Origin of the sequence: Streptacidiphilus jeojiensis (genome assembly GCF_042510965.1) — a bacterium.
GTDB classification, from domain to species: Bacteria; Actinomycetota; Actinomycetes; order Streptomycetales; family Streptomycetaceae; genus Streptacidiphilus; species Streptacidiphilus jeojiensis.
Genome location: NZ_JBEUKS010000001.1, coordinates 835,590 through 860,061 on the forward strand (window position 1 = coordinate 835,590; position 24,472 = coordinate 860,061).

At 70.1% G+C, this 24,472-nt stretch carries 25 protein-coding genes and 2 pseudogenes; 18 read left to right on the plus strand and 9 right to left on the minus strand.

Going from position 1 to position 24,472, the window contains the following annotated elements; all coding sequences use genetic code 11:
* Positions 1-211 precede the first annotated feature (211 nt).
* The 3 genes from ABUW04_RS03780 to ABUW04_RS03790 all read left to right on the plus strand — a co-directional run bounded on the left by ABUW04_RS03780 (position 212) and on the right by ABUW04_RS03790 (position 2,720).
* Positions 212-985 carry an ABC transporter ATP-binding protein gene (locus ABUW04_RS03780; RefSeq protein WP_380562656.1) on the plus strand — a complete coding sequence of 258 codons (774 nt, stop codon included), beginning with the start codon at positions 212-214 and terminating at the stop codon, positions 983-985.
* A 19-nt stretch (positions 986-1,004) separates the two neighbouring features.
* Positions 1,005-1,745 (plus strand): ABC transporter permease, encoded by a 741-nt coding sequence (locus ABUW04_RS03785; protein ID WP_380562658.1) that lies wholly within the window; start codon positions 1,005-1,007, stop codon positions 1,743-1,745.
* 150 nt (positions 1,746-1,895) lie between these two features.
* Entirely contained in the window at positions 1,896-2,720 is an 825-nt protein-coding gene (locus tag ABUW04_RS03790; protein ID WP_380562660.1) for a MerR family transcriptional regulator, read from the plus strand.
* A 76-nt stretch (positions 2,721-2,796) separates the two neighbouring features.
* Here the strand turns inward: ABUW04_RS03790 and ABUW04_RS03795 are convergent.
* A pseudogene (locus ABUW04_RS03795) lies at positions 2,797-2,928 on the minus strand (DUF2867 domain-containing protein); the annotation flags it as partial.
* 142 nt (positions 2,929-3,070) lie between these two features.
* Between ABUW04_RS03795 and ABUW04_RS03800 the strand changes: the two are divergent.
* Entirely contained in the window at positions 3,071-4,132 is a 1,062-nt protein-coding gene (locus tag ABUW04_RS03800) for an NAD(P)/FAD-dependent oxidoreductase (RefSeq protein ID WP_380562662.1), read from the plus strand.
* A gap of 38 nt (positions 4,133-4,170) precedes the next feature.
* Here the strand turns inward: ABUW04_RS03800 and ABUW04_RS03805 are convergent, their stop codons facing one another.
* A complete protein-coding gene (locus tag ABUW04_RS03805) occupies positions 4,171-4,749 on the minus strand; it encodes a helix-turn-helix domain-containing protein (RefSeq protein WP_030262954.1) in 579 nt (192 codons plus the stop codon).
* A gap of 256 nt (positions 4,750-5,005) precedes the next feature.
* On the opposite strand from ABUW04_RS03805, the gene ABUW04_RS03810 reads away from it, so the two are divergent.
* Positions 5,006-5,980, plus strand: a complete 975-nt coding sequence (locus tag ABUW04_RS03810) for a phosphotransferase enzyme family protein (protein WP_380562664.1) — start codon at positions 5,006-5,008, stop codon at positions 5,978-5,980.
* Between the two features lie 156 nt (positions 5,981-6,136).
* Here ABUW04_RS03810 and ABUW04_RS03815 read toward each other — a convergent pair whose 3' ends face one another.
* Positions 6,137-6,526 (minus strand): MerR family transcriptional regulator, encoded by a 390-nt coding sequence (locus ABUW04_RS03815; protein WP_380562666.1) that lies wholly within the window; start codon positions 6,524-6,526, stop codon positions 6,137-6,139.
* A gap of 172 nt (positions 6,527-6,698) precedes the next feature.
* Between ABUW04_RS03815 and ABUW04_RS03820 the strand changes: the two genes are divergently transcribed.
* Both ABUW04_RS03820 and ABUW04_RS03825 read left to right on the plus strand, forming a co-directional pair.
* Positions 6,699-7,565 (plus strand): SDR family oxidoreductase, encoded by an 867-nt coding sequence (locus ABUW04_RS03820; RefSeq protein ID WP_380562668.1) that lies wholly within the window; start codon positions 6,699-6,701, stop codon positions 7,563-7,565.
* 99 nt (positions 7,566-7,664) lie between these two features.
* A complete protein-coding gene (locus tag ABUW04_RS03825; RefSeq protein WP_380562670.1) occupies positions 7,665-8,222 on the plus strand; it encodes a hypothetical protein in 558 nt (185 codons plus the stop codon).
* Between the two features lie 46 nt (positions 8,223-8,268).
* On the opposite strand, the gene ABUW04_RS03830 is transcribed toward ABUW04_RS03825, so the two are convergent.
* Positions 8,269-8,889 carry a TetR/AcrR family transcriptional regulator gene (locus ABUW04_RS03830; protein ID WP_380562672.1) on the minus strand — a complete coding sequence of 207 codons (621 nt, stop codon included), beginning with the start codon at positions 8,887-8,889 and terminating at the stop codon, positions 8,269-8,271.
* A 78-nt stretch (positions 8,890-8,967) separates the two neighbouring features.
* Here ABUW04_RS03830 and ABUW04_RS03835 point away from each other — a divergent pair, with 78 nt between their 5' ends.
* Both ABUW04_RS03835 and ABUW04_RS03840 read left to right on the plus strand, forming a co-directional pair.
* Positions 8,968-9,930, plus strand: coding sequence for a zinc-binding dehydrogenase (locus tag ABUW04_RS03835; RefSeq protein ID WP_380562674.1), 963 nt, complete (start codon positions 8,968-8,970; stop codon positions 9,928-9,930).
* Positions 9,931-10,219: 289 nt separating this feature from the next.
* Positions 10,220-10,870 (plus strand): HAD family hydrolase, encoded by a 651-nt coding sequence (locus ABUW04_RS03840; RefSeq protein ID WP_380562676.1) that lies wholly within the window; start codon positions 10,220-10,222, stop codon positions 10,868-10,870.
* A gap of 113 nt (positions 10,871-10,983) precedes the next feature.
* Here the strand turns inward: ABUW04_RS03840 and ABUW04_RS03845 are convergent, their stop codons facing one another.
* A complete protein-coding gene (locus ABUW04_RS03845) occupies positions 10,984-13,695 on the minus strand; it encodes an ATP-binding protein (RefSeq protein WP_380562678.1) in 2,712 nt (903 codons plus the stop codon).
* A gap of 130 nt (positions 13,696-13,825) precedes the next feature.
* On the opposite strand from ABUW04_RS03845, the gene ABUW04_RS03850 reads away from it, so the two are divergent.
* From ABUW04_RS03850 to ABUW04_RS03860, 3 genes are all read left to right on the plus strand, one after another.
* On the plus strand, positions 13,826-14,845 hold the full coding sequence (locus ABUW04_RS03850) for a GNAT family N-acetyltransferase (RefSeq protein ID WP_380562680.1): 1,020 nt from the start codon (positions 13,826-13,828) through the stop codon (positions 14,843-14,845).
* Between the two features lie 36 nt (positions 14,846-14,881).
* Positions 14,882-15,703 (plus strand): alpha/beta fold hydrolase, encoded by an 822-nt coding sequence (locus tag ABUW04_RS03855; protein WP_380562682.1) that lies wholly within the window; start codon positions 14,882-14,884, stop codon positions 15,701-15,703.
* 275 nt (positions 15,704-15,978) lie between these two features.
* Positions 15,979-16,896, plus strand: a complete 918-nt coding sequence (locus ABUW04_RS03860; RefSeq protein WP_380562684.1) for a serine hydrolase domain-containing protein — start codon at positions 15,979-15,981, stop codon at positions 16,894-16,896.
* On the opposite strand, the gene ABUW04_RS03865 is transcribed toward ABUW04_RS03860, so the two are convergent.
* Complete coding sequence (locus ABUW04_RS03865) at positions 16,856-17,818, minus strand: MerR family transcriptional regulator (RefSeq protein WP_380562686.1); 963 nt, start codon at positions 17,816-17,818, stop codon at positions 16,856-16,858. The genes ABUW04_RS03860 and ABUW04_RS03865 overlap by 41 nt on opposite strands.
* A 130-nt stretch (positions 17,819-17,948) precedes the next feature.
* Between ABUW04_RS03865 and ABUW04_RS03870 the strand changes: the two genes are divergently transcribed.
* The 3 genes from ABUW04_RS03870 (at position 17,949) to ABUW04_RS03880 (ending at position 19,987) form a co-directional block, all read left to right on the plus strand.
* On the plus strand, positions 17,949-18,320 hold the full coding sequence (locus ABUW04_RS03870) for a nuclear transport factor 2 family protein (protein WP_030262922.1): 372 nt from the start codon (positions 17,949-17,951) through the stop codon (positions 18,318-18,320).
* A 122-nt stretch (positions 18,321-18,442) separates the two neighbouring features.
* A complete protein-coding gene (locus tag ABUW04_RS03875; RefSeq protein ID WP_380562688.1) occupies positions 18,443-19,393 on the plus strand; it encodes an alpha/beta hydrolase in 951 nt (316 codons plus the stop codon).
* Positions 19,394-19,570: 177 nt separating this feature from the next.
* Complete coding sequence (locus ABUW04_RS03880) at positions 19,571-19,987, plus strand: YybH family protein (RefSeq protein WP_380562690.1); 417 nt, start codon at positions 19,571-19,573, stop codon at positions 19,985-19,987.
* Between the two features lie 245 nt (positions 19,988-20,232).
* On the opposite strand, the gene ABUW04_RS03885 is transcribed toward ABUW04_RS03880, so the two are convergent.
* A complete protein-coding gene (locus ABUW04_RS03885) occupies positions 20,233-20,514 on the minus strand; it encodes a hypothetical protein (RefSeq protein ID WP_380562692.1) in 282 nt (93 codons plus the stop codon).
* A 382-nt stretch (positions 20,515-20,896) separates the two neighbouring features.
* Between ABUW04_RS03885 and ABUW04_RS03890 the strand changes: the two genes are divergently transcribed.
* Both ABUW04_RS03890 and ABUW04_RS03895 read left to right on the plus strand, forming a co-directional pair.
* Complete coding sequence (locus ABUW04_RS03890) at positions 20,897-22,120, plus strand: ArnT family glycosyltransferase (protein ID WP_380562694.1); 1,224 nt, start codon at positions 20,897-20,899, stop codon at positions 22,118-22,120.
* Between the two features lie 55 nt (positions 22,121-22,175).
* Positions 22,176-22,787, plus strand: a pseudogene (locus ABUW04_RS03895) (hypothetical protein); the annotation flags it as partial.
* A gap of 14 nt (positions 22,788-22,801) precedes the next feature.
* On the opposite strand, the gene ABUW04_RS03900 reads toward ABUW04_RS03895, so the two are convergent.
* Entirely contained in the window at positions 22,802-23,002 is a 201-nt protein-coding gene (locus tag ABUW04_RS03900) for a hypothetical protein (protein ID WP_380563464.1), read from the minus strand.
* Between the two features lie 101 nt (positions 23,003-23,103).
* Here ABUW04_RS03900 and ABUW04_RS03905 point away from each other — a divergent pair, with 101 nt between their 5' ends.
* Complete coding sequence (locus tag ABUW04_RS03905; protein ID WP_380563465.1) at positions 23,104-23,694, plus strand: hypothetical protein; 591 nt, start codon at positions 23,104-23,106, stop codon at positions 23,692-23,694.
* 181 nt (positions 23,695-23,875) lie between these two features.
* On the opposite strand, the gene ABUW04_RS03910 is transcribed toward ABUW04_RS03905, so the two are convergent.
* Positions 23,876-24,403 carry a hypothetical protein gene (locus tag ABUW04_RS03910; RefSeq protein WP_380562696.1) on the minus strand — a complete coding sequence of 176 codons (528 nt, stop codon included), beginning with the start codon at positions 24,401-24,403 and terminating at the stop codon, positions 23,876-23,878.
* Positions 24,404-24,472: the final 69 nt, after the last annotated feature.

Sequence of the window (24,472 nt, forward strand, 5' to 3'; positions counted from 1 at the left end):
TACCACCGACGCGGTAGCCGTCGGGTCGTCTGACGCATGCGTGGTAGCAGCGGTTGCCGTGCCGGGGCGACGACAGTGCGGTGGCCGGTCCGGGACGGTGGTGGCGACGCCCGGGTGAGGCACCGGGCGTGACGGCCGAGCCGTCAATGCCGGTGAAGGGGAGGACTCCGATGTATCCGATCGTTCCGCTGGGTTCGCGCAGGAGGCCGTCATGAGTGCCGGGATCACGGTGGACGACCTGACGAAGCGTTACGGGCCGGTGACCGCTGTCGACGGGTTGACCTTCGAGGTCGAGCCCGGGGTGGTGACCGGGTTCCTCGGTCCGAACGGGGCGGGTAAGACCACCACGCTCCGCATGGTCCTCGGGCTGGTGACACCGACCGGGGGCCGGGCCCTGATCGACGGCCGCCGCTACGGCGACCTGGACCAGCCTCGACGCGTCGTCGGCGCGGTGCTGGAGGCGACCGGCTTCCACCCGGGGCGCCGCGGGCGCGACCACCTGCGCATCATCGCCGACGCCGCAGGCCTTCCGCGTCCTCGGATCGAGGAGGTGCTGGACCGCGTCGGTCTGACCGATGCCGCCGACCGGCGGGTCGGCGGCTACTCACTCGGTATGCGCCAACGGCTGGGCCTGGCCGGCGCGCTGCTCGGCGACCCACGCGTGCTCGTCCTGGACGAGCCCGCGAACGGGTTGGATCCGGTCGGCATGGTCGACCTGCGGGATCTGCTCCGCGGGCTGGCCGCAGAGGGCCGCACCGTACTGATGTCCAGTCACATGCTCAGCGAGGTGGCCCAGACCGTGGACAAGGTCGTCATCGTCGCCGCAGGCAGGCTGCGCTACGCGGGCCCGCTGACCGAACTGACCGGCGCCCATGGGGAGACGCTCGAAGCCGCGTTCCTCCGGCTGACGTCCGACCCCGCCAGCGACTCGGGCACCGGCCCTGACAGTGCGACCGACGCCACCGCGTCCTCCGCCCACCACTGAACGCGAGGAACGAAAAGAGATGAACAGCCTGATCAGGACCGAGGTCCTGAAACTCCGCACCATCCGCAGCCCGTGGCTGCTGCTGCTCGCCGCCCCGCTGCTGGTCACCGCAGGCATCAGCGGCATGGTGCTCTCGGGCAACAAGCCCCTCGACGCGGCCGCGCAGAGCGGGGCGCTCGCCCATGTCGGCCTGACGTCGCTGTTCACGATGGTCTTCGGGATCCTGGCCGTCGCCGGGGAGTACCGGCACCGGACCATCACCGACACCTACCTGACCACGCCCTCGCGAGGACGGGTCATCAGCGCCAAGCTCCTGGTCTACGCGGCCTTCGGCATGCTGTCCGGGATGGTGAGCAGCCTGGTGGGCCTCGGGGTGGCGGCGGCCTGGTGGTCCGACAAGGGCGTCTCCTTCGCCTGGGGCGACACGGCGATGTGGACCACCATCGGCGGCGGGATCGTCTGGAACGCGGCGTTCGCCGCGATCGGCGTCGGCGTCGGCGCGCTCGTCCGCAGCCTGGTCGGCGCGATCGCCGTCTCGCTCGCCTGGGTCGCCCTGGTCGAGGGCATCGTCGGGCAGTTGATCGGCGGACTCGCCCGCTGGCTGCCGTTCAACGCCGGCCAGGCCCTGGGCGCCGGCACCGAGTCGATGACGACCAGTCACCTGCTGCCCCGCTGGGACGGCGGGCTCGTCCTGGCGCTCTACACCCTGGCATTCGCCGCCCTCGCCCTCACCACCAGCATGCGCCGCGACGTGTCCTGACCTCGACGATCGCCTTGGCGTCGCCCTGTCGGCGGATACTGGTCGGCGCCGCCGCTTGACCTCGCCCTTGGGGCGAAGCCCATGGTGGGGACCAAGGCCGCACGGCAAGCGTGCGGCCCGTACCCATACCGAACAGGACACCGAACTGCCATGCCTGATGACGAACTGCTGTCCAGCGGCGAGTTCTCCCGCCGCTCGCGGCTGTCGCCCAAGGCGCTGCGCCTGTACGAGCAGCAGGGGCTGCTGCTCCCCGACGAGGTCGACACGGCCAACCGGTACCGCCGCTATCGAGCCGACCGGCTGAACGACGCCCGACTGATCGTGTGGCTGCGCCGGCTGGACATGCCGCTGGGCGAGGTCGCGGCGGTGCTGCGGGCCCCGATCGTCCAGCGCGCCGAACTGCTGGCGGCCTACTGGGAAGCGGTCGAGGCCAGGTTCGCCGCGCAACGGCACCTGGCGGGGCATGTGCGTGATCTGGTGTCCGGCGGTCGTCAAGGAGGCTATGCCATGTCCCACACCGTGCTCACCCGCGAGGTCCCGGCACAGATGGTGCTGACCGAGCAGCGTCACGTCACTCCCGAGGAACTGCCCACCTGGATCGGCGCGGCCATGACCCGCCTGTACGGTGCCGCGGATGCGGTAGGGGGTGCGGTGGCGCCGGCGTTCGTCGTCTACCACGGCGAGGTCAACCACGACAGCGACGGCCCCGTCGAGGTCTGCCTCCCGGTCGACCCGAAGACCGCCGACAGCATCGATGCAGCGATGCGCGAAGAGCCGGCACACCGCGAGGCGTACGTGCGCATCGCCAAGGCCCAGGTGGCGTTCCCGCAGATCCTGTCCGCCTTCGAGGCGGTCGCGGGCTGGCTGCACGACCAGAACCTGCCGTCGGCCGGCGCACCGCGTGAGGTGTACTTCACCGACTTCATGGCCGCCGGTCCCGACGACGAGGTCTGCGACATCGCCTTCCCCATGTGAACTCGGCAGCTGGGGCAGTGGCAGTCGGACGGTTCCCTACCCGGATCCCTCCGGCTGCCCGGCCGCTCAGATTTCTGCCAGACAGTGCAGTCTTGGCGACGAGGCCCAGAAGCCTGCCTGGTTCGATCTGCTCCGCGCGCCAGAAGTCGAGCGAGTCGCCAACGCGCAGTCGGTGGGGATCACGGCGTCCGTGTCGCAGCCCGACGCCGGTTCTGCCATTGGTATTGCTGACGCGCAGGCATTCGCTTCAATACTCTCCTGCCGCCTCGCTCCCGGGCACGATCGAATCCTCTTGCCGAAATGGCATGCCTCTTTGCTGTTGCGTCCTTTCGGGTCGCAGGATGAGGGGCATGGATGAGCGAGAGATGACGTGTGTGGATGGAACGGCCTGGGACGTGGTGGTGGTCGGCGGTGGGGTTGCCGGCCTCTCGGCCGCGCTGACGCTCAGCAGGGTGCGGCGGTCGGTGCTGGTGATCGACGCGGGTGAACCGCGCAACGCACCATCCGCCGGCGCCCACGGCGTTCTGGGACGGGAGGGCATCGCGCCTTTGGAGCTGCTGCGCCTTGGTCGGGAGGAGATCGCCGCATACGGCGGCAGGGTGGCCTCCTCCCGTGTGGCGCAGGTTCTCCCCGACGGCGAGGGCTTCACGGTCCTCACCCAGGACGGGCAACGATGTCGGGCCCGGCGTGTGCTGGTGACGACGGGGCTGGTGGACGAGCTGCCAGCGGTACCGGGGCTGGCTGAGCGGTGGGGACGCGACGTGATGCACTGCGTCTACTGCCACGGCTGGGAGGTCCGCGACCAGGTGATCGGTGTACTGGGCAACTTCCATCAGGCGCTGATGTTCAGGCAGCTGTCCAAGGACATCACACTGTTCCGGCACACCGGTGCGGAGCTGAGCGAGGAGCAGTGGGAGCAGCTCGCCGGTCTGGGTATTGCTGTGGTGGACGGCGAGGTCGGTGGCCTGGATGTCGATGATCAGGACCGGCTGGCGGGGGTGCGTCTGCTGTCGGGCAAGGTGGTGCCGGTGCAAGCACTGGTGGTGTCGCCGAGGTTCGTGGCGCGCGCCGGCTTCCTTGACGGACTGGGCCTGACCGTGCGGGAGCACCCGACGGGCTTCGGTGAGCACGTCGCGGTGGACGCCTCCGGGTTCACCGGGGCCGCGGGTGTCTGGGCGGCGGGCAACGTCAGCGACATGGTGGCCGGCGTTCCGCAGGCCGCGGCCGCCGGGGTGACTGCGGCTGCGGCGATCAACATGGATCTGCTCACGGCTGATGCCCGCGGTGCCGCGGCCTCCCGTGCCGCAGTCTCCGAGGTCGACGTGTTCAGCGGGGCTATGGAGGCTGAGGTGTCGAGGCGGGTGCTGGGGTCGCGTGTGCACGGCCTGGAGGGTCTCGTTGAGGGCGATTGAGCACCCGCGGCGGTTTTGCTCCTGGTTGCCGATAGGGGTTAGGTAGTGCGGGCCTTGAGGTGGGCCCGTTCACCCTGGGGGCCGAACAGGATGAGGAGTTCCACGGTTCGCCTGTCGTCCGAGCCGAGCCAGTGCGGCACGTGGGTGTCGAACTCAGCGGCCTCGCCGGGCTTGAGAACCACGGTTTCCTCGCCCAGCAGCAGGCGTAGCCGGCCAGCGAGGACATAGACCCATTCGAACCCCTCGTGCGTGCTGAGCTGTGGTTCGGTGTCGGGCCGGGGCGGGATGAGGAGTTTGTGGGCCTGGACGCCGCCGGGACGGCTGAGCGGCACGAAGGTCATGCCGTTGCGGTTGACGGGCCTGAGGTGGATGCGCGGATCTCCGGTGCGGGGTGCGCCGACGAGCTCGTCCAAGGGCATGGTGAAGACCTCGGCAAGTGGGAGCAGCATCTCCAGGGTCGGCTTGCGGGTGCCGCCTTCGAGGCGCGAAAGCGTGCTTTCGTTGATTCCGGTCTGCTCGGCAAGGTGGGCCAGTGTCAGCCCGTGACGCTGCCGCAGCTCCCGCAGCCGTGGCCCGACCGCTGCCAGCCTGTCCTTCTTCTCCTGCTCGGTGCTCATGTCTGCCAGCTTGCTGAAACGCCCTGAGCCTCTGCAACTCCAGCCAAGCTGGACTGCCACAGGGAGGGCGTCCCCGACCGTCATCGGCGGGGCCGCCACGCTGAGCCATAGCTCGGCGAAATGGTTGGACCGGCTCGTCGGGGGCGTCGGCCTGCACCTGGGCGACGCCGGCAAATGCGTGGCACGATCAACCCCGTGTCGAGGAGCATGGGTTCGCCGGAGGTTCCTTCGTCGGGTGCGCTGGAGGGCCATTGCCATGACCGGAATCGAACCCTGGGCGTCTCCGCCTCCTCTGCCGCGCTGGTTCGGACCCAGAGCCAGCCCGGATGTCCCGGCCGTCTCGGCCCTGATCGCCCGCGTCGCGCACGGGGCCCGATGGGCGGACATCGGCGGTGAGTTCAACCTCAACCTGCGGATAGACGCTGAGCCGCCGGTAGTCCTTCGAATTCACAGACCCTGGGTCCGCCGCGGGCGGGTCGCGGGACTGCGGCGCCTGCGCGAGCGACTCCAGCGGACACAAGTCCGCGTCCCTCGGCCGATTCCGAGTTTCGACCGCGACCTCCTGAGGGTCGCAGATCGTTGGGCCGAGACTGAGGAATTCATCGAACACGTGCAGCCACAGGCGGACGAGGACTCCTACCTCCGCCTCTTCGAGGAGCTCGGACGCCTTCACACCGCGCTCCAAGCAGTCTGGGAGCCCAGTGCGCCCGCACCCCTCGACGACCACAGAACCTTCCGCCAACTGCGCTACTCGGTCGGCTTCACACGCCGCACGCTCGGACCCCGCAGCGAGCCGGTCGTGCATCGGATGCGCCACCTGACCGGCGAGCTCTCCAAGCTCCGAAAGGAGGTCGAACTACCCTGCGCTCCGATTCACGGGGACTACAAATTGGGTAACGCGGGAGAACTGGCAGACGGCTCATGGGTCACCTTCGACCTGGATTTCGCGCGGGTCAGAGAGCGGTTGTACGACATCGCGGTCAGCCTGCACCACCACGTCGCCCAGGACGACGAACTGCTCAAGCCGCGACGGCTGCTCGACGCCTACGAGAGCACGGCAGCGGAACCGCTCACCCGCGACGAGCGCCGATGGCTCCCCGGCGCTCTAGCCCTTGTACCCCTGCACTGGGCTGCCACCACGGGGCTCGTGGGCAAGAGCCTCCATGAGGCCGAGAACGCAATGACCGCCGCCGAGGCCTGGTGGTCGCGCCAGGCTGAACTCTCGACGTAGTCCGGCGGTCACAATTAGCGCTCTGACCGCATTGGTGCGCCGTGTGTGAACTGCCGCAGCGGCCCGAAGTGGGGCTCGATCGGGTTGCCCAGGACGCGCACGAAAATCTCGCCAGACCCCGCGGGGGCCGTCGGGGGTCTGTGTGAGTTCCGCCGACTAGGCAGCGGACACTCGGGTCCGCCGTTGTCCTTGTACCGGCTGGGCCCGGCGGGCTCGGGCCATCGCCGCGTCCAGCGCGTCGCGGGCGTTGATCATGTCGGTGATGTGGGACGAGAGCTTCTCGCGTTCCTGGGCCATCCGGTCGAGCGCGGCCCGGGAGTTGTCGACGCTGGGCGAGTCCACGCAGGGCAGCAGCTCCAGAATGGTGCGGCTGGAGAGTCCCGCGGCGTACAGACGCTGCAGGAACAGGACTCGCTCGACGTCCTCCTCCTGGAAGTGCCGCTGCCCGCGGGGGCTGCGCTCGCTCGTGATCAGGCCCTGCTCCTCGTAGTACCGCAGGGATCTGACGCTGACGCTGCTGCGTCGCGCGAGCTCACCGATACGCATCTCCGCCACTCCTCGCTGCTCCGCCGTCCAGCCCGTATGACCTGCGCCATACGACTTGCCTCTCACATCAATGTCAGGTTCTAGCGTAGTTCGCGAGCCCAGGACATGGGAATCGCACGGCAGCAGCCGAGCCGTTCAGAGCGGCCAAGCCAACGAGAAAAGGACAGCAGACATGTCGGTTGTGATCACCGGAGCCACCGGACACCTCGGACGTCTCGTCGTGGAACGCCTGCTCGACACCGGTACACCCGCCGGCGACATCATCGCGACCGGTCGGGATGTCGCGAAGCTGGAGCCGGTCGCCGCACGCGGCGTCACCACGCACCGCCTGGACTTCGCCGACCCGGCGCAGTTGGAGGCCGTCCTCGCGGGTGCCGACCGGCTCCTGCTCGTGTCCACCACCACCGCGGGCGAGCGGTTCGACAACCATCGCCGTGCCATCGATGCGGCACGCGCCAGCGGCGTCAAGCGACTCGTCTACACCAGCACGCTGAACGCTGACACGGCGCGGATGCGGCTCGCCGAGGAGCACCGTCGAACCGAGGAGTACCTGCGCGAGAGCGAAGTTCCGTTCGTCATCCTGCGCAACGGGTGGTACTTGGAGAACTACACCGGCCAACTCCCGCTGATCCGCCGGCACGGGGTGCTGCTGGGCAGTGCGCGCGACGGCGCCGTCAGCGGCACGAGCCGCCGTGACCTGGCAGACGCAGCAGCGGTCGTGCTGACCCAGGACGGCCACGAGGGATCCACCTACGAACTCGGTGGCGAGCCGTTCACTCTGTCCGACCTGGCCGCCATAATCAGCGAGGAGCTCGGTACGCAGATCGCCTACCAGGATCTGCCGGTCGACGCCTACGCTGAGGCGCTCATCGGGGCCGGACTGCCGGCCGAGCTGGCGAAGATTCTGGCCGATGCCGACGCCGGCTTGGCGCGAGGCGAGCTGTACACCGACAGTGACGACCTCCCGCGTCTGATCGGTCGCGCGGCCACCACTCTCCGCGACGCCGTGCGTGCAGCACTCACCCACGGCAGCGCGTGATGCCCGCCCTCGTCGAACGCCACGACGCGCTGTTCTTCCCGGACCCGAAGCCCTACCCTCGGAGTCGTGGGCTGGGGCTGGGGGAGCTCGGGGGGACACATGAAGGTCGGCGACGCACCAGGGCTCGACGTCACGGCACATTTCACGCTCACTCTCGGCGAGTGCCGACGGATCGCCTGGCTCGCAGCGCCGCGGCTCTACATCTGGGTGATGCCTCGAGCGGCGGCCTTCGGCCTGGTGGTTTCGGCTGCGCTGTATTTCAGCCACACCGCGCGCAGCACCGTGCCCGCCCTCATCTACCTCGGTTTGACCGTCTACTGTCTCCTTCCCCCCGCATACGTCGGCTTCTCGGTGGCTCGGATAAAACGCGGATCCGACTATCCCGGGCTGAAGCCGATGACCTTCACCGCGAACCCGACGGTCGTCCGCATCGAGTTCCAGTCGGGCGTCACGCATGAGTGCCGACCGGACGAGGCGTGTGTCGCGGGTAAGAGCGGAGCGCTGTGGTACCTGCGCCTGGGTTCGTCCGGGTTCGCTGCCCTTCCGCTGCGGGCCGTGGCCCCCGATCAGCGCGACGGACTCGTGGCGTTCATCGCCGCGCTGCCACGCGCGCAGGGCGCGCCGCGTGCGCGGCGACCTCGGCGCACGCGGCGCTGAAACTGCCGCCCTGGCCTCAGCTGCCCCCTCTCCCGCCCATCGGCCGTCAACTGGGCGTCGAGACCAGTCGTGCCGCTGGTGGCAGCGGTGCGTGCTGAGGTGAGGCTTTCAACGCCTGGATGGCCAGCCCTGCGAAGCGTCGGGAGGCCGTCACCTGGGTGTCGGTCGATCTGGTGTGGATCCCCTTGTTGGCCATGAGGATGAGAATGAGGTCGTCCAGGACGAAGTCGGACCGCAGGTGCCGTGCGTCCTTGGCCCGCTGGGCCAGTCCGGCGACCGTCTTCACCGTGTACTCGCGGCCCGCGACATCCGGCGCCCCTGGAAAGGCCGTCAGAAAGGCTTCGCCCAAACCCCGATCCCGCGCGTGCAGCTCACAGATCTTCTCGATCACCAGGCAGAGGCCACGCCACGGATCGGGATCGGCGCACCCCTGGTCGACGATGGTGCGGCATGCGCGCAACTGGTCCGCGAAGGCTTCGGTGGCCAGCACCTGCTTGGTCGGAAAGTGACGGTACAAGGTGGCAGGGCCGACCCCCGCACACCGTGCGATCTCCCGCATCGGCACGCCCAGGCCGTCAGCGGAGAACAGAGCTCGGGCCGCGTCGAGGATGCGTTCGCGGTTGTCCAGCGCATCGGAGCGCAGGGTGTGAGGCAAACGGTCGATCATGCTCTCACTTTAGCCAAGCGGACGGGGGCGTCCGTTAGCGTCCGCGACGTAGCAGCTCATCGAGATCGGGAGACGACAGTGAAGGCCATCGCGATCCAGACGTACGGAGGCCCTGACGGTCTGGCTGTTGTCGACCTGCCGGCTCCCGCACCTGCTGCCGGGCAGGTGGTGGTCGCCACCGAGGCCGTGGGCGTCGGTGGCGTCGACACTGTGATCCGCAGCGGGGCCCTGGCCGCCTACGGCTTCACGGTGGGCCACATTCCGGGCAGCGAGGTGGCAGGCACGGTGACCGCGGTCGGTGACGGCGTCGACGCCTCGTGGATCGGCAGGCTGGTGTGGGCCTTCACGGGCACCGGCGGAGGCTATGTGGAGCAGGCGCTGGCACCGGTCGAGGAGATCGTTCCGCTGCCGGTGAACCTGTCCGCAGTCGATGCGGTGACCCTGGGCAGTGCCGGCGTGGTGGCCCACTTCGGGCTGCGCCACGCCCACTTCGCTCCCGGGGAGACGGTCCTGGTGCGTGGTGCGGCCGGCAGCATCGGGATCATGGTCGTGCAACTCGCCGCTCGCGGCGGCGCAGCCGCGGTGGCGGTTACCACTTCCTCGGCCGAGCGCGGCGAGCGGCTGCGAGGTCTCGGCGCGACCCGGGTGCTGGACCGCTCCGGCGACGGAGGAGGCCCGGCTCCTGGAGGGTACGACGTCATCATCGACGTGGTGGCCGGCAAGGGCCTGCCGTCGTTCTTCGACCGGCTCAACCCGAACGGCCGCATGGTGGCCGTGGGCGCTGTCGCAGGCCAGCCACCGGCGGACTTCGGCATGAAGATCATGGCGGCGTTCCAGAAGTCGATGTCCTTCGCCGCTTTCAGCGCCGCCACCGTCCCCGGGGCCGACCGCCGTGCCGTACGGAGCGAGCAGTTCGCCGCAGCAGGCCGGGGTGAGATCGAAACAGTGGTGCACGAGGTGCTGCCACTGGACGCAGCCGTGCTGGCGCACCGGAAGATGGATGCGGGTGAGGTCTTCGGCAGGATCGTGCTGACACCGTAGTCGAAGGGATCGTGGTGTGCGCCGGCGCCGGCGCACTGACCGCCCGTCAGGCCGGGTCGACCGACGCCCCCAGCTGGACCATCTGCTCCCAGGGTGGTCGATCCTAGGCAATGAACCCCTCCGGGTGCAGTACCGAGCTTGATGTCACGCGCTGACGGGTTCGTCGGCGCGGGTCGGGAGCGAGGCTGTCGGTCGGGCATCGGGGCGTTCTGACCGGGCGTGCGGTCACCGTCGTCGTCGGGGAGCTGCGCTGGTGAGGTGCCGTGCGGACCTCTTATAGCCTGCCGGGATGACCTACAAGATGGTGATCTTTGACAACGACGGGACGCTCGTCGACAGCGAGACCACAGCTCACGGTGTGCTCTCCGGCTACCTTACGGAGCTCGGATACCCGACGACGCTCGCCGAGTCGTTCCAGTACTTCCTCGGCAACGCCGGTCGCAACGTCCACGCGGTGGTCGCCGACCGCTTCGGCGGCACCCTTCCCGAGGACTTCACCGACCGTTGCCACGACCGGGTGTTCGCCGCGTTCCAGACCGGCGTCGACGCCGCGCCCGGTGCTGCCGAACTGCTCGTGGAACTTGCTCGCCGGGAGCTGCCCTACTGCCTGGCCTCCTCGTCGGACCACGCGTGGATAGACCTGACCCTGGAACGCTCCGGCCTGCGCGAGCACCTGCCGGCCCCGGTGGTGTTCAGCGCCGAGGACGTCGCCGGCGTCGGCAAGCCGGCCCCGGACCTCTTCCTGTACGCCGCGCGGAGGATGGGCGTGGCCCCGCGTGACTGCCTGGTCGTCGAGGACAGTCCCAACGGCGTCCTCGCCGCTCGCGCGGCCGGGATGGACGTCCTCGGCTACACCGCCCTGATGCCGGCGGACCGACTGGCCGCAGCGGGGGCGACCGCGCTGATCAGTGAACTGAAGCAGGTACTCGACCACCTCTGAGAAGCCGTTGCCGCACCGATCACGTGAGCACCATCGACGGTGGGCACACAGCCCCCGCCGGAGTCCTCGCCCCTGACCTGCACCGTCGAACCGGACGACGGATGCGGATGCCGTCATCCGCTCCAGGGCCCGTCGAGGGCCTGAGCGAGTTCGGTGCGGGAGTTGATGCCGAGTTTGGGGAAGGCGCGGTAGAGATGGTGACCGACCGTCCTGGGGCTCAGGAAGAGCTGGGCGGCGATCTCACGGTTGGTGGCTCCGGTGGCCGCAAGTCGCACGACTTCCCGCTCCTGCGGGCTGAGCCGGCTGATCGCCGTGTTCGCGGAACCGCCGGAGTCGGCGGCCCCACCGCTGGCCTGGAGTTCGGTGCGGGCCCTGGACGCCCACGGCTGGGCGCCGAGTCCCTCGAACGTCTCCAGTGCGGCGTGAAGCTGGTGGCGAGCGTGGGTTCGACGCCTCTCACGGCGCAGCCATTCCCCGTACAGCAGCTCGGTGCGGGCCCGCTCGAACGGTTGGGCCGAGCCTTCACCGTGCAGGTGCAGGGCGGTGGTGAAGTGCTGTTCGGTCTGATCGTCCGGGCCGCTGATGGCCTGGCAGCGTTCGGAGAGCGCGACAGCAGCAGGGTGGCCCGCAGCCTTTGCCCATGCGGCCAGCGCCAGCGCCGGCTGCGTCGCACGGTCGGGCTGTCCCGCGCGGATGGCGGCCTCCACGAGATCGGGCAGGAGCCGGGCCGACAGGAGCGGGTGCTCCACCCGGGCGCCGGCGGCCTCCAGGTGGCTGAGCGCGTCCTCCACCTGGCCCAGGCCAAGGCCGAGCAGGCCGAGTGCCCGATGCGCGTGTGCGGCGGCCAGCTCGATCCCGTGGGCGTCGGCGTAGCGCAGGGCCCGGTCGCCCAGGCCGGTGCAGTGCTCCTGGTTCCCCCGGAGCGCGGCCAGTGTCGCCAGGGTTCCACGCAGATAGGCGGCCCGGTGGTTGCGGCCGAACTGCTCGGCGACGGCGAGCCCCTCGGTGGCGGTTGCATGGGCCTCTTCGTGCAGCCCCAGGGAGAGTTGGGCCTCGGCGAGAAGGTGCAACGAGGTGGGGAGCCAGCCGACCACGTCGTGGTCCCGGCAGTCACGTACGCAGGCGGCGGCGAGCTCCAGGGCGGTGTGGTGATCGGCGACCAGCTGGCCGTAGGTCCCGGCCAGGATCCGCTCGGCGAATCCGGCGTCCCGGGCCGGTGCCGGCCTCCTCGGGTATCCGGAACCGGTGCCGCAGGGATCCGCCATCACCCTGGCGATCGAGTGGCGCGACAAGGCGGGGATCCGCGACCCGACTTCGCTCATCAACGAGCGGTCACCCGACGACTGCGCCGTCGATACGGCCTCGGCCAGTACCGGTGCCAGGTCGGCGGAAGAGGCGAGCCGGTCCATGCATTCCAGGAGGATCCGCGTGGCCTGGTGCGGCGTCCCGCGGTCCAGCTCCACGATGGCCCGGACCCGGGCGAAGTCGGCGAGCATCGCCGGGTCCAGGGCGAGCGCGTTGATCCGGTCGGTGAGGGCCGCGGTGCGGTGGAACTGCCCGGCCTCGGCCGAGGTGAAGGCTGCCGAGGCAAGCAGTCGGGCGCGTCGGGCCGGCACCGTGGTCAGTTGCGCCGCGCGTTCGTAGGCGGCCGAGGCCGAGGCCGTCCCCTGCCGGCCTCCGGCCCTTCGCGCGACGCTCACCATGGCGTCGGCGACGTGATCGTCGGTTCCGGTGGTCGCGGCGGCCAGGTGCCAGGCCCGGCGGTCGGCCTGCTGGTCGCCGGGCATGGTGTCGCCCAACGCGTCGGCCAACGCCCGGTGGGCCGCCAGCCGCCGGGCAAGCGGGGTGTCCTGGTAGGTGACCGATCTGATGAGGGGATGGCGGAAGGAGAGGGTGTCCTCGGTCAGCACGATGAGCGTGGCGCGTTCGGCCGGTTCCAGGTCCTCCACCGTGGCACCGAACCGGGTCGATGCCCGCAGAACCAGGTCCAGGCCGCCGGAGTCGTCAGCAGCGGCCACCAGCAGCATGGCCCGGGTGGCGTCGGGCAGCCGCCGAAGCTGCTCCTGGAAGGTCTCCTGGATCCGACTGGTGGGCGACCCCGGCCCGGCGGGGAGGGTGACCGGATTCAGCCGGCCGGCCCGCTGTTCGGCGGTGAGCGCCGTGGGAAGCTCCAGCAGCGCCAGCGGATTGCCCTGCGCCTGCTCAACGATCTGGCCCCGCGCGTTCGGCGACAGATCCGCGACGCGGTCGGTCAGCAGAGCCTCGGCGGCCGCGGAGTCGATGCCGGGCAGCCGCAGCCGCGCCAGGCCGGTGATCTGACCACCCGGAACGCTGTCACGCAGGGCGAACAGCATCACCACGCCCTGGCTGTGGAGCCGGCGGGCAGCGAACGTCAGGGCGTCCAGTGACGCCTGGTCCAGCCACTGGGCGTCGTCGATCAGGCACAGCAGGGAGCTGCCGCGCGCGGCCTGGGACAGGCAGGTCAGCACCGCCACTGCCAGGGCGAGCCGGTCGCCCACCACCTCACCGGACAGCCCGAACGCCGCCCTCAGAGCGGCGGCCTGCGGTCGGGGCAGTCGGTCCACATGGTCGGCAACCGGTGTCAGCAGCCCGTGCAGGCCCCCGAAGGCCAGTTCCATCTCCGATTCGATGCCCACGGTCCGCAGCACCCGCCCCGGCGCCGCGAGGTCGGCGGCGTACCCGAGCAGCGCCGTCTTGCCGATCCCGGCCTCACCGTGGATCACCAGCGCGCTGCTCGCGCCCTCGCGGGCACCCTCGAGCAGCCGGCGTATCCGCTCCTGCTCGGCCCCCCGCCCGTACAGCATGCGGTCACCCTACCCAACGCTCCCGCCCTGCCGGGGGTCGCGTTACGTCATGGCGACCGATGCGCCCGGTCGTCACGCTCCCCTAGCTTCAGAGCACTTCACCACCCCGCTCGACTCCGGGAGTACCGCCGTGTCCGACTCCGTCCACCTCACGCCGCTCCATCACGTCTCGGCCGTCCACGCCGCCGGATGGCACCAGGTCCTCGCCGCCTCCATGGCCCACGACCTGCCCGGAGTCCCGCCTCCCGGGCCCGGGAAGGTCCATGCACAGCTCACCAAGCCGGCCCTGGACAGTCATCGGCTGGCCTGGACGGCGACCGGGCCCGGTGGCCTCCCGGTCGCCGTCGCGGGCCTGCGGCTGTTCACCTCACCAGGGCGGGACCACCTGGCCGAACTGGAACTCCACGTCGACCCGGCGCACCGGCGCCGGGGAACCGGCTCACGCCTGCTGTCGACCGTCGTGGCGGCCTGCCGCACCGAGAAGCGGCGCAGCCTGGTGGTCGAAGTCCCGGGTGACAGCCCGGGTGAGGCCTTCTGCGAGCGGTGGGGCTTCCGACGGGCCCTGACACTCGATCACCTGATCCTGCGTCTGGACGCGCCGGCCGCGCCGGCCGCGCTGGACGAGGCCACGATCTCCGAGGTCACCCCTGCCGGGCACCTCGGCTACCGACTGACCGGCTGGACCGGAACGGTGCCCGACGAGCTCGCGGACGCCTTCGCGACGGCCAAGAACGCGATGAACGACATGCCCGTCGGCGACCTGGACTACGGCAGCCTGGACTGGGACGCCGACCGCGTACGGACCATGGCCCAGGTGGTCGCCCATCGCGGCGACACGCTGCTGACCCTCGCCGCCGTCCACGCTGACGGCACGATGGCCGGCTACACCGAGATCCTGCTCCCCCACGGCGCGCCGCCACGGGCCCAGCAGTACGACACCGCGGTCGTACCCGCGCACCGCGGCCACGGCCTGGGGCTGTGGCTCAAGGCAGCGATGGTGCACCGGCTGCGGGCCGAGCACCCCCATGTCGTCGAGGTCGAGACCGACAACGCCGAGGACAACGTCCACATGCTCGCGGTCAACCACAAGCTGGGCTTCCGCTCCTACCGACGCACCTGCGAGTTCCAACTCGACCTGTCCGCACCCTGACCCGACACCCACGCAACACCTGACCTGGAGAGACACATGGCGACGAACACAACCTCCCCGACCGTCCCGGCGTGGACCGGCATGGTCCCGGTCGACGACACGGCCCTGGCCGTCACCGACACCGGTGGCCCCGGCATCCCCGTGGTCTACCTCAACGGCCAGTTCGCCACCCAGGGGTACTGGCGGCACGTCATCGCCGAATTGGGCACCGGGTGGCGGCACATCACCTACGACGAGCGGGCCCGCGGCAGGAAGTCGAAGCGCTCGGCCGACTACTCCTTCGAGGCCGTCGTCCGTGACGTCGACGCCGTGCTCGCGGCCAGGGAGGTGGACCGGGTGCTGGTGGTGGGCTGGTCCTACGGAGCGTTCGTCGCGGCGCACTGGACCGGCCGCAACCCCGACCGCGCCCTGGGCGCGGTCCTGGTGGAGGGCGCCCAACCGCACGACTGGCTGGACCAGGCCATGGAGCAGCGGATCCGCAGGACCTTCCGCCGGCTGAACCTGTTCATGCCGCTACTGCGCCCGACCGGCCTGACGCCGCGGATGACCGCCGCACAGATGGCGGACTGCAACATCGAACTCGGCAGGCTCGCCCGCAGACGCGAGTTGGGGCCCGTACTGGACACCATCACCGTCCCGACGCGATACGTGGTCGCCTCGGGAACGTCCCTGGGAAGCAAGGGCGACGAACAGGAACGGATCCGCGCCAGCCTCGACGGGGTGGTCGCCGGCAACCCGAACATCGAGATCAGCGCCAAGGTCGCCAGCAACCACGACACGATCCTGAAGAAGGACGCCCCCACCGTCGCCGAAGCCGTCCGCCAGGTCGCCGCCCACCACGACCGCGCAGAGCGGTGAAATCTGCCCTGCCGTCGTGACCGACGCGGGTGCCCCCGCTGCCCCACGCGGCGAGGCACCCGCGCACCTCGTCAACAGCGGCCACCCCCTCCCGGGGCAATGCAGGGGTCGGGATGCGTGCGCGCCAGTCTCGTGCGCGCCACGCTCGCCCCCTTCCGGCGGCGGCCCTGAACTCAACTGAGCAGATGCCAGACACACCGGTCCATCCGGGCGGGGCCATGGTGACGCGGCGCAGACAGCCGGGAATGTCAGACCCCGCTATTAGGCTTCCCGCCATGCGAGAACTCATTGACGCTCTGGTCCGGTCCGCCGAGCGAGAGGGCATGCAACTCTACGGAGTGCACATCTACCGCCGCGGTGCCGAGCCGGTCGAACGCAGGCTCCGCTCGGACGACCGGGTCGACGTGCGGTCCGTCTCGAAGACCTTTACCTCCGTGGCGCTCGGCATCGCCGAAGCCGAGGGTCGCCTCGCCCTGGACGACCCCGCCCTCACCTACTACCCCGAGCTGGCCGGCTCCGCCGCGCCCGGCCTGGAGCAGGTCACGCTCCGGCACTTGCTCATGATGACGTCCGGCAGCCCGTACTTCTGGTCCGCCTACGACCCCGTCGTGGTCCCCGACCTGGCCGCTGACTTCTTCGCGACCCCGCTCGCGCACAAGCCCGGCACGTATTTCAGCTACACCGGCATCGGCCCGTACATAGCGGCCCGCGCCCTGCGCGCCGCGACCGGCGCCAACGTCCGCGACTACCTGCTGCCCCGCCTCTTCACCCCGCTGGGCATCCACAACCCCCAGTGGCACACCTGCCCCCTCGGCCACCCGGTGGCGGAGACCGCCCTCCACCTGAGGACGTCCGAACTGGCCCGCTTCGGCCGCCTCCTGCTCGACGAGGGCCGCCACGAGGGCCGCCAGCTGGTCCCCGCCGAATACTGCGCACGAATCGCGACAGAGACCGTCCCGACCATGCAGGACCCCACAGACGAAGGCTTCCGCCTCTCGGACAGCTACGGCCTCGGCGTCTGGTGCACCTCTGGGGAGAAGACGTACAAAATGGCAGGCCTCTACGGCCAGCTCTGCATCATCTCCCCGGACAAGGAAGCGGTGGTAACCGTAACCGCCCACGTGGAAGGGGGCGGCTCCCAGCGAACCTCTATCACAGCCCTGATAGACGAAGAGATCGTAGCCCGCCTGTAGAGGCAAGCGTTCCTCGACTCGATGAGGAGACAGTCACGTGATCGGCCGGACGGCTCTCAATCGCCGCCTTCGTTCGTGCGTGCTGCGGGTTCGTCGGGCGACGGTCCGGTGTGGAAGATCGGCCAGCAGATCTCGGTGCGCCACTCGGCCGCCTCTGCGCTCTCGTGGCGCCCGACGGGGTAGTACTCGCGGATCGGGCCGTCCACGGCGAGGCATGTTCAGCGACATACGTGCCGAGGGCTCCGTAAGCCAGGTCGATATTCGTATGCGGGCCGCGGTGCACGATCGTCGCCAACTCGACCGCCGGGATGACCAGCGCGTCGACCCGGCCGATGGGGCGCAGCGGTCCGGCGCAGGGTACGAAGATCGTCGCCGGTCCGTGCCCGTGGGTGAACAGGTCGGTGCTGAAGATCCCGCCAGACGGTGCGTCAGCGGCCAGTGCCTGGGCGTCGAGCGTCGCGTAGATCTCACCGAGCGCACCCTGGTACCAGGTCAACGCCTCGGCGACGTCCACCGTCTCGGTGACCGCAGCCGCCGGCGTGGCCGGAACGCTGCGGCGCCCGATCTCGGCCCGGGTGCCGCCCGGCGGGCCGGTGAGCAGGTCGCGCAGCGAGGCGACCGCGGACTGGCTGCGCGCCAACTGCTGCTCCATCTGGTTCAGGTGCGCGGCCAGCAGCGCGTTGCGGGTGTCCAGGTCGGGGGCGGCCAGCACCTTGGCGATCTGCTCGACCGGCATGTCCAGGGCGCGGAAGCGGCGGATGATCTGCGCGGTCGGGATCTGCGCGGTGGTGTAGTAGCGGTGGCCGGTGTGCCGGTCCACCTCGTCCGGTTCCAGCAGGCCCACCTGGTGGTAGTAGCGCAGCGTCTTCACGCTCAGGTGCGTGGACCTGGCGAAGTCCCCGATCGGCAGTGTCGCGTCCATGCCTGCCACTGTGCCACCTCCCCCAGGGGGAGATGCACGGGCGCGCGCGGGGCTTGCACCTCTCGTGGGAGCACGCGCGAGCCTGGGTGCAGGCGGTCGACCGGGCCGCCGGCCGAAGGGAGCCGAAACGATGAACACGCCCACGAGCACCGCCCTGCCGCCCGTCGTCGCCGAGTACCTGGCGGCGGTCAACGCCTTCGACCTGGACCGGATGGTCGCCGCCTTCGCCGAGGACGCCTACGTCAACGACGCGCGCCGTGAGATCAGCGGTATCGCAGCCATCCGGGCCTGGGCCGAGAAGGAGATGATCGGCGACCACGTCACGATGGAGCCGATCGAGGTCGTCGCGCACTACGGCCAGACCATCGTGCGCTCGCGCTACGACGGGACCTACGACAAGACCGACCTGCCGGCCGAGCTGGTGATGTCGGACTACTTCAGCGTGCGCGACGGCAAGATCGTCAGCCTCGCCGTGATCCGCAACCAGCCCTCCCCGTACTGACAGACACCGCCGTGTCCGGCCCGCCCGAGGCCCGCGGCGCACGCGGACCGGCCCGCCGGACCGCGGGCGCCACTTCGGTGCCCCCCCATCCGTCCACCTGTGGAAAGCGGGAACCACTTCCCATGAACTACACCCTCGACCCCGAACTCGTCCCCCTGCTGGCCGCCCGCGCCGGGCAGGCCGCCGGCGTACCCGCCCGCGAGCGCGGGGACTGGAGGTCGATTCGCGAGGTCGGCAGCCTCGGCCAGGCCGCGATGGCGGCCCTGGTCCCCCCGGTCACCGGGATCAGGACCGCGACCTACTTCGCCACGGCGCCCGACGGCGCCCGGATCGAACTGCGCTGGTACACCACCGGCGAGACCACAGCGCCCGGCCCGGCCGTGCTCTACGCCCACGGCGGCGGCATGATCCTGGGCGACCTGGACGCCTACGACACCCTGCTCGCCTGGTACGTCGCGCACAGCCGGGTGCCGTTCCTGTCCGTCGGCTACCGCCTGGCCCCCGAGGCGACCGGCACCATGCTCGCCGAGGACGTCTTCGCCGGCCTGACCTGGCTCACCGACCACGCGCACGAACTGGCCGTGGACACCGCACGCATCGCGGTGATGGGCGACAGCGGCGGCGGCGCACCCGCCGCGGCCACCGCCGTCCTGGCCCGCGACCGGCACATCCCCCTGGCCCGTCAGATCCTGGTCTATCCCATGCTCGACGACCGCAACCAGACCCCCGACCCAGCCCGCGAACCCTTCCTGACCTGGACCTACGACGACAACTACACCGCCTGGAAGGCGGTTCTCGGCGACACGTTCGACACCGCGGACGTCTCCCCGATCGCCGCACCGGCCCGCCTGACCGACTTCACCGGACTGGCCCCCGCCTACATCGACACCGGTGACCTCGACATCTTCCGCGACGAGGACATCGGCTACGCAGTGCGCCTGGCCGCTGCGGGCGTCCCCGTCGAGCTGCACGTCCATCCCGGGGTCCCGCACGGATGGGACCGCCTCGCCCCCCGGTCCGGAGCCGCCCGACGGGCCTACGCCGACCGCATCCGCACCCTGGCGGCCCTCTGAGCGGCCGGCCTCACGGAGGAAACCCCCGATGTGCAGCGCTCACGGCGTGCACTGGGCAGGGGATCTCCCCTCAGGGGAGATCCCCCCGCGGGGGCGGGTCTTGCACCTCCCCTGACGGCACGCCGCAGGGTTGTCCGTAGCGGCCGATCACGGCCGCGAGACGAAGGGAGCAACGTCATGACGACGACCGAGCAGGACAAGGAAGCCATCATCGCCATCGTCCGCGAGATGGCGGCGTCGATGACCGGTGCACAGAGCACCCGGCACTGGGCGTCCGACGTGCTGTGGTTCGACATCCCCCCGTTCGCGTCCAGGGGCGTCGCCCCGGCGCGCAAGCTGTTCGACGACACCTTCGCCAACTTCGAGTCCTGCAACGTCGAGATCCTCGAACTGGACGCGAAGGTCAACGGGGACATGGGCATCGTCTGTACGGTGCAGAGCACGAACATCGCGCTCAAGAACGGCTCCACCAAGCACGTCATGGCCCGGCAGACCGACTGCTTCGAACGGCACGAGAACGGCTGGGAACTGATCCACCAGCACGCCTCCGTCCCGGCCGGCGGCGAGTGGGACGGCAAGATCACCACCGTGTAGGGCCTGATCCGCGACGCGACCGGCCTCCCTGCCGAACGGATCTCCTCGGCAGGGAGGCGCCCGCGACGCCGTTGCGCAGCGAGATCGAACAGCGTCCCGGTACGGACCTTGCCGAAGCAACTGCGGCGCGTACCGAGGCCATCGCGCGACGCTACGGTCCGGAGCCGGTGGATGGCAGGATCCAGGCGCACGTGGTCACCGTCAGGAACTCGCGATTGCTGCGGCCCGGTCGGATGATCCGTTTCTCACTGAATCTCTGACGTTCCGCCACGACCGGATAGGGACAGTGCTGCCAGGACGGCCAGCGCCAGAACCCCGGCGAGGACCAGCACACCGTCCAGCCGGGTGGTGGCCAACAGCCCGGCTGCCGTCGTCGCCGCCGAGGCGCCGATCCACGAACTGCTCTGCAGCCAGGCAAAGGCACTCGGCCTGATCGCCCGATGGGTCACCTGCGCGAGTTGCGAAGTGATCAGCCCGAGTGTGGGCGAGACGGCGATGCCACTCAGAGCGAGAACCGCGGCGAACACAGCAGGGTGCTGAAGAGCACCACGAGAACCTGCCGCCGGACCCGGAGGCCACCCGCATCCCGCTCCCTGGTCAGGCTGGACTCGGACGCCCTACTCAGCATTCTCGTCAGGTGAGGCGCGGCTGCGTGATCCTCGCCGAGGTCCTCAGGGGGACTCGGGCACTCAATTCCTGGCGGGAGTAGCAGTGTGACACGGTGGCCGGCGCCGGGGCGCAGGCCACCCCAGCACTGCGGCCGATCTCTGCACGTGGCGTCAGTGCACCGGCGTTGATGGTGCACAGGTGGTCCCGTCGTCCCGCCGCATCACTCCAACGACTGAAATGCCTGCTGGGCCGCCCGCGTCGAGGCAAGGAACGCGTGGGACGCAACTAGGGTTTCCGGGCATGGCCACCTCTGGACCGGCGACCTCGCCGCAGCGCGCCCGCACGACAGTCCTCCTGGTCGGGCTGGCTGCAGCGGCAGCAAAGGCAGCCATCGCGGCGACCACGCACGGAACCGATGACGTGCGAACCTTCATCCGATTCGCGCGGGTCATCGCCCACACCGGCCCGGTCGGTGTCTACGGCGTCCCAGGACTCACGTACTACAACCACGGTCCGCTCACCGGAATCCTGCTCGCCGCCATGTCACGGCTGGCCGTCTACGGCGCTCCGATGCCGCTGCTCATTCGCCTCCCCGCGATCCTCGCCGACCTGCTGACCTGCCTGCTGGTGTTTGAACTCACCCGCACCAGGATGGGCGTCCGGCGGGCCCGCTGGTGCGGGACTGCGGTCGCGCTCAGCCCAGTACTGGTCGCCGTCTCCGGATTCCACGGGAACACCGACCCGGTCTTCGCGGCCCTCACCCTGCTCTCCGCCTGGCTGCTGACCCGGCGCCGGCTCCCGCTCCAGGCCGGGATCGCCCTCGGGCTGGCGCTGAGCATCAAGATCGTCCCGGTGGTGGCGGTCCCGGCCCTGCTGATCGCCGCCTTCCGCCTGGGCCGCGGCCACGGCTACCGTTTCGCCGTCGCCCTGGCCGCGACCCTCGCCGCCCTGTGGGCCGGGCCCATGCTGCGTTACCCGGAGCAGGTCCACGCCGACGTCCTCAGCTATGCGGGGATCTCGTACCGGCCCTGGGGCCTGCCGCACCTCGCCGCTCTGATGGGCGTGCCGTTGCACTGGATCCATCTCTGGGTCGGTCCAGGACGCTTCTCCGTGGTCCTGCTCGCCGCAGCCACCGGCGCCTGGATCGCCTGGCGCAGGCCGCAGGAGGCCGGAGCAGCTGTGGGCCTGTCCCTGGCCGCGATGCTGCTGTTCAGCACCGCGAGCGCGGCCCAGTACCTGGCCTGGGCGGCCGCCGGGGTGCTGGTGGCCGAGTTCTGGAGCGGGCTGGCCTACAACCTCCTGGCGGGAGCGTTCCTCGCCGAGCTCTACGCCCGCTGGAGCAGCCACTGGTACTGGGACTTCGCCCGTGCCACACGCTGGACCCCGCTGGAGGTACAGGCCGGAGTCGCGGTCTGGGCCAGCCTCGCGGTCGCGCTGGCCCTCGGCATCCGAGCGGTGCTCCGGCGCCCCGCGACGGTGGCAGTGACCGTGGCCGTGGATGTGGATGTGCCGGTTGCGGCATGAGCAGTTGTCAGGACCTGCGGACCGCCTCACCCCCGGCTGGGCTGGTTGCGCCGATATGTTCCGGCGTCGAGGCCGACTGCCCCCGGCCCATACGGCCCCGGCCAGCTGTCCGAGGTCAGTATTCGAACCGCACGACCGGGCCACGACCAGACGCACAGGCACTGAAATCGGCCGCGGTACGGTTCGTGGATCGACACGGCCCTGCTTCCCCTTGTCCCCGTGGACGGGTGAGGGATCATCAAGCTGGCTGCGTGGCGCGCGGAGCGAGCCAGATTTTCCCCCGGCCGAAGACCGCCGTCCGCCCTCCCTGAAGCTTCGAAGGAGAAGAAGGAGATCTGCGTTGATCGATCACGTCTACGTCACAGTGAGTGATCTTGGTCGGGCGAGTGCCTTCTACGTCGCGGCGCTCAAGCCGCTGGGGTGGAGAGAACTCGGCTTCTACGAATCGGACACGCCTGGCGTCCCCCGCCTTTTCGGCATCTGCGACCGGGTCTACGGCTCGGGCAGGGCCGTCGGCGCCAGCATCTGGCTGCGTGAAAGGCAGCCCGGCGAGAGCGGCCTCTACCTCGGCCTGGCCGCGGACAACCCGGACGAGGTGGACGCAACCCACGCCGCCGCGCTGGCCGCCGGCGGCCAGGATGACGGTGGAGCCGGGCCCCGCCCGCACTTCGGCCCCGGCTACTACGCCGCGAACGTTGTCGACACCGACGGCAATCGCTTGGAGATCGTCAACAAGGCCATGAAAATCCCCAGCGCCCAGCTTGAGCCGCGCACGCCACCGGGGGCGCCCTGCACCCGCGCGCCGACCTTCGGGTCATCGGTACCAGCGAGAGCATCGGCCGCCACCACGGCCACTGGCGCGACGCCGTGCTGGTCGAGCACCGAAGCACTCTGGTCGACTGAACTGGCGCTCCCTGCCCCGGAGACCGCAGGCGTACCTGCTGCTGCGGGGGCTAGCGTGGCTGCCGGAACCAGGAGGCACCGTGCTCAGCTTCACGCTCGACACCAACTGCATCATCGCCGTAGAGGAACCCCGTCCGGCCACCGAAGCGGTGCTGGAACTGGTGGCCCGCCAGCGCACCGGAACCGCCGTGGTCCGCCTGGTGGCGACCACGGCCGCCGAGAACCAGCGCGACGGCACCGTGCTGGACAACTTCGCCCGTTTCCAGGAGCGCCTGCGCGGCCTGAACTTGGAGGATCTGGAGATCCTCGCGCCGGTCGCGGTGTGTGACCTCACCTACCTCGACTGGTGTGTCTTCGCGCACGACGAGGCCGAGGCTGAGGCACGCCAGCTGCACGACGTTCTCTTCCCGACGATGCCGTACGACCACCCCGAAGCGGTTCCCGAAGGGCTTGCCGAGGACGAGCGCCTTCGAGCGGAACGCAAGTGGCGCAACCGGCAGTTGGACGTCCTGGTCCTGCACACCCACATCATGGCCAGGGCGGACGTGTTCGTGACCACGGACAAGGGCTTCTACAAGACCGGCAGGCGCGAGCGGCTCGCTGCGCTGGGGGCTCCCGTGGTCCTCACCCCGTCTGACGCGCTCGCCTACCTCGACGAAGCCTCGGCCTGAATCAACCCAGCAGTCCGGCGATCTCGGCGACGGCTCGGCGAGCGGTGCGGGGCCGGGGGCGTGGTGGTGGCACGCAGTCCGTCCAGGATGCCCGCCTCGGCAGCAGGATAGCGCTGCAGGTCAGGGCGTTCTCCGATTGTTTGACAAGAAGTCGGACCGGCCCGCTCGCAGAAGGGCAAGGCTAGGTCCGGGCGGTCCGGATCGCCCCCGAGAGGGACCAGGCGGCCGTGGACCACAAGGTCAGTGCACAGCCGACTCCGACGAGGGTGAAGACGGTGCCGGGCGAGGCATCCGCCGCTCGCGTCACGAGGCCGGCGAATCCGATGACGGTCAGGATCGTCCCCGGAACGACAAGCCGGAGGTCGCCGAAGACGTGTGCCAGGGGAAGGAAGTGAAGCCCGACCACGACCGCGACCAGCGGCATGATCAGCCCCTGCGCCCCGACAGCCACGCAGCCTGTGGCAGTGGCGGCAACGAGCACCCACTGCACGGCATTGACCTGCCCGAACTGCCGTCGCTTCAGCGGCGGCAGCGGCTGCCTCACCCCACCTGCCCGCGCCCCTCTGCGTGCCAGCAGCACCAGGGTCAGCGCGAGCAGCAGTCCCAGCGTGCCCGCCACCCCCGTGACCGTGCCTCCGAAGTGGCCCGCTCCGGCGAGCAGCCAGCCCAACCCGAAGAACGCATAGAACGGAACCCCCGACCTGATCACGCGGCCAGCATAACCACTGGGCCTGCTGTCCAGGCCCTCTCGCAGCGGTACGGGGCCCCGACGAAGTGA

Coding starts and splice junctions, on each gene's coding strand:
- ABUW04_RS03860 (WP_380562684.1), top strand. CDS start 15,979: ATGCGAGAACTCATTGACGCTCTGGTCCGGTCCGCCGAGCGAGAGGGC.
- ABUW04_RS03855 (WP_380562682.1), top strand. CDS start 14,882: ATGGCGACGAACACAACCTCCCCGACCGTCCCGGCGTGGACCGGCATG.
- ABUW04_RS03825 (WP_380562670.1), top strand. CDS start 7,665: ATGAAGGTCGGCGACGCACCAGGGCTCGACGTCACGGCACATTTCACG.
- ABUW04_RS03840 (WP_380562676.1), top strand. CDS start 10,220: ATGACCTACAAGATGGTGATCTTTGACAACGACGGGACGCTCGTCGAC.
- ABUW04_RS03780 (WP_380562656.1), top strand. CDS start 212: ATGAGTGCCGGGATCACGGTGGACGACCTGACGAAGCGTTACGGGCCG.
- ABUW04_RS03800 (WP_380562662.1), top strand. CDS start 3,071: ATGGATGAGCGAGAGATGACGTGTGTGGATGGAACGGCCTGGGACGTG.
- ABUW04_RS03805 (WP_030262954.1), bottom strand. CDS start 4,749: ATGAGCACCGAGCAGGAGAAGAAGGACAGGCTGGCAGCGGTCGGGCCA.
- ABUW04_RS03810 (WP_380562664.1), top strand. CDS start 5,006: ATGACCGGAATCGAACCCTGGGCGTCTCCGCCTCCTCTGCCGCGCTGG.
- ABUW04_RS03875 (WP_380562688.1), top strand. CDS start 18,443: ATGAACTACACCCTCGACCCCGAACTCGTCCCCCTGCTGGCCGCCCGC.
- ABUW04_RS03865 (WP_380562686.1), bottom strand. CDS start 17,818: ATGGACGCGACACTGCCGATCGGGGACTTCGCCAGGTCCACGCACCTG.
- ABUW04_RS03845 (WP_380562678.1), bottom strand. CDS start 13,695: ATGCTGTACGGGCGGGGGGCCGAGCAGGAGCGGATACGCCGGCTGCTC.
- ABUW04_RS03870 (WP_030262922.1), top strand. CDS start 17,949: ATGAACACGCCCACGAGCACCGCCCTGCCGCCCGTCGTCGCCGAGTAC.
- ABUW04_RS03880 (WP_380562690.1), top strand. CDS start 19,571: ATGACGACGACCGAGCAGGACAAGGAAGCCATCATCGCCATCGTCCGC.
- ABUW04_RS03815 (WP_380562666.1), bottom strand. CDS start 6,526: ATGCGTATCGGTGAGCTCGCGCGACGCAGCAGCGTCAGCGTCAGATCC.
- ABUW04_RS03830 (WP_380562672.1), bottom strand. CDS start 8,889: ATGATCGACCGTTTGCCTCACACCCTGCGCTCCGATGCGCTGGACAAC.
- ABUW04_RS03820 (WP_380562668.1), top strand. CDS start 6,699: ATGTCGGTTGTGATCACCGGAGCCACCGGACACCTCGGACGTCTCGTC.
- ABUW04_RS03890 (WP_380562694.1), top strand. CDS start 20,897: ATGGCCACCTCTGGACCGGCGACCTCGCCGCAGCGCGCCCGCACGACA.
- ABUW04_RS03785 (WP_380562658.1), top strand. CDS start 1,005: ATGAACAGCCTGATCAGGACCGAGGTCCTGAAACTCCGCACCATCCGC.
- ABUW04_RS03790 (WP_380562660.1), top strand. CDS start 1,896: ATGCCTGATGACGAACTGCTGTCCAGCGGCGAGTTCTCCCGCCGCTCG.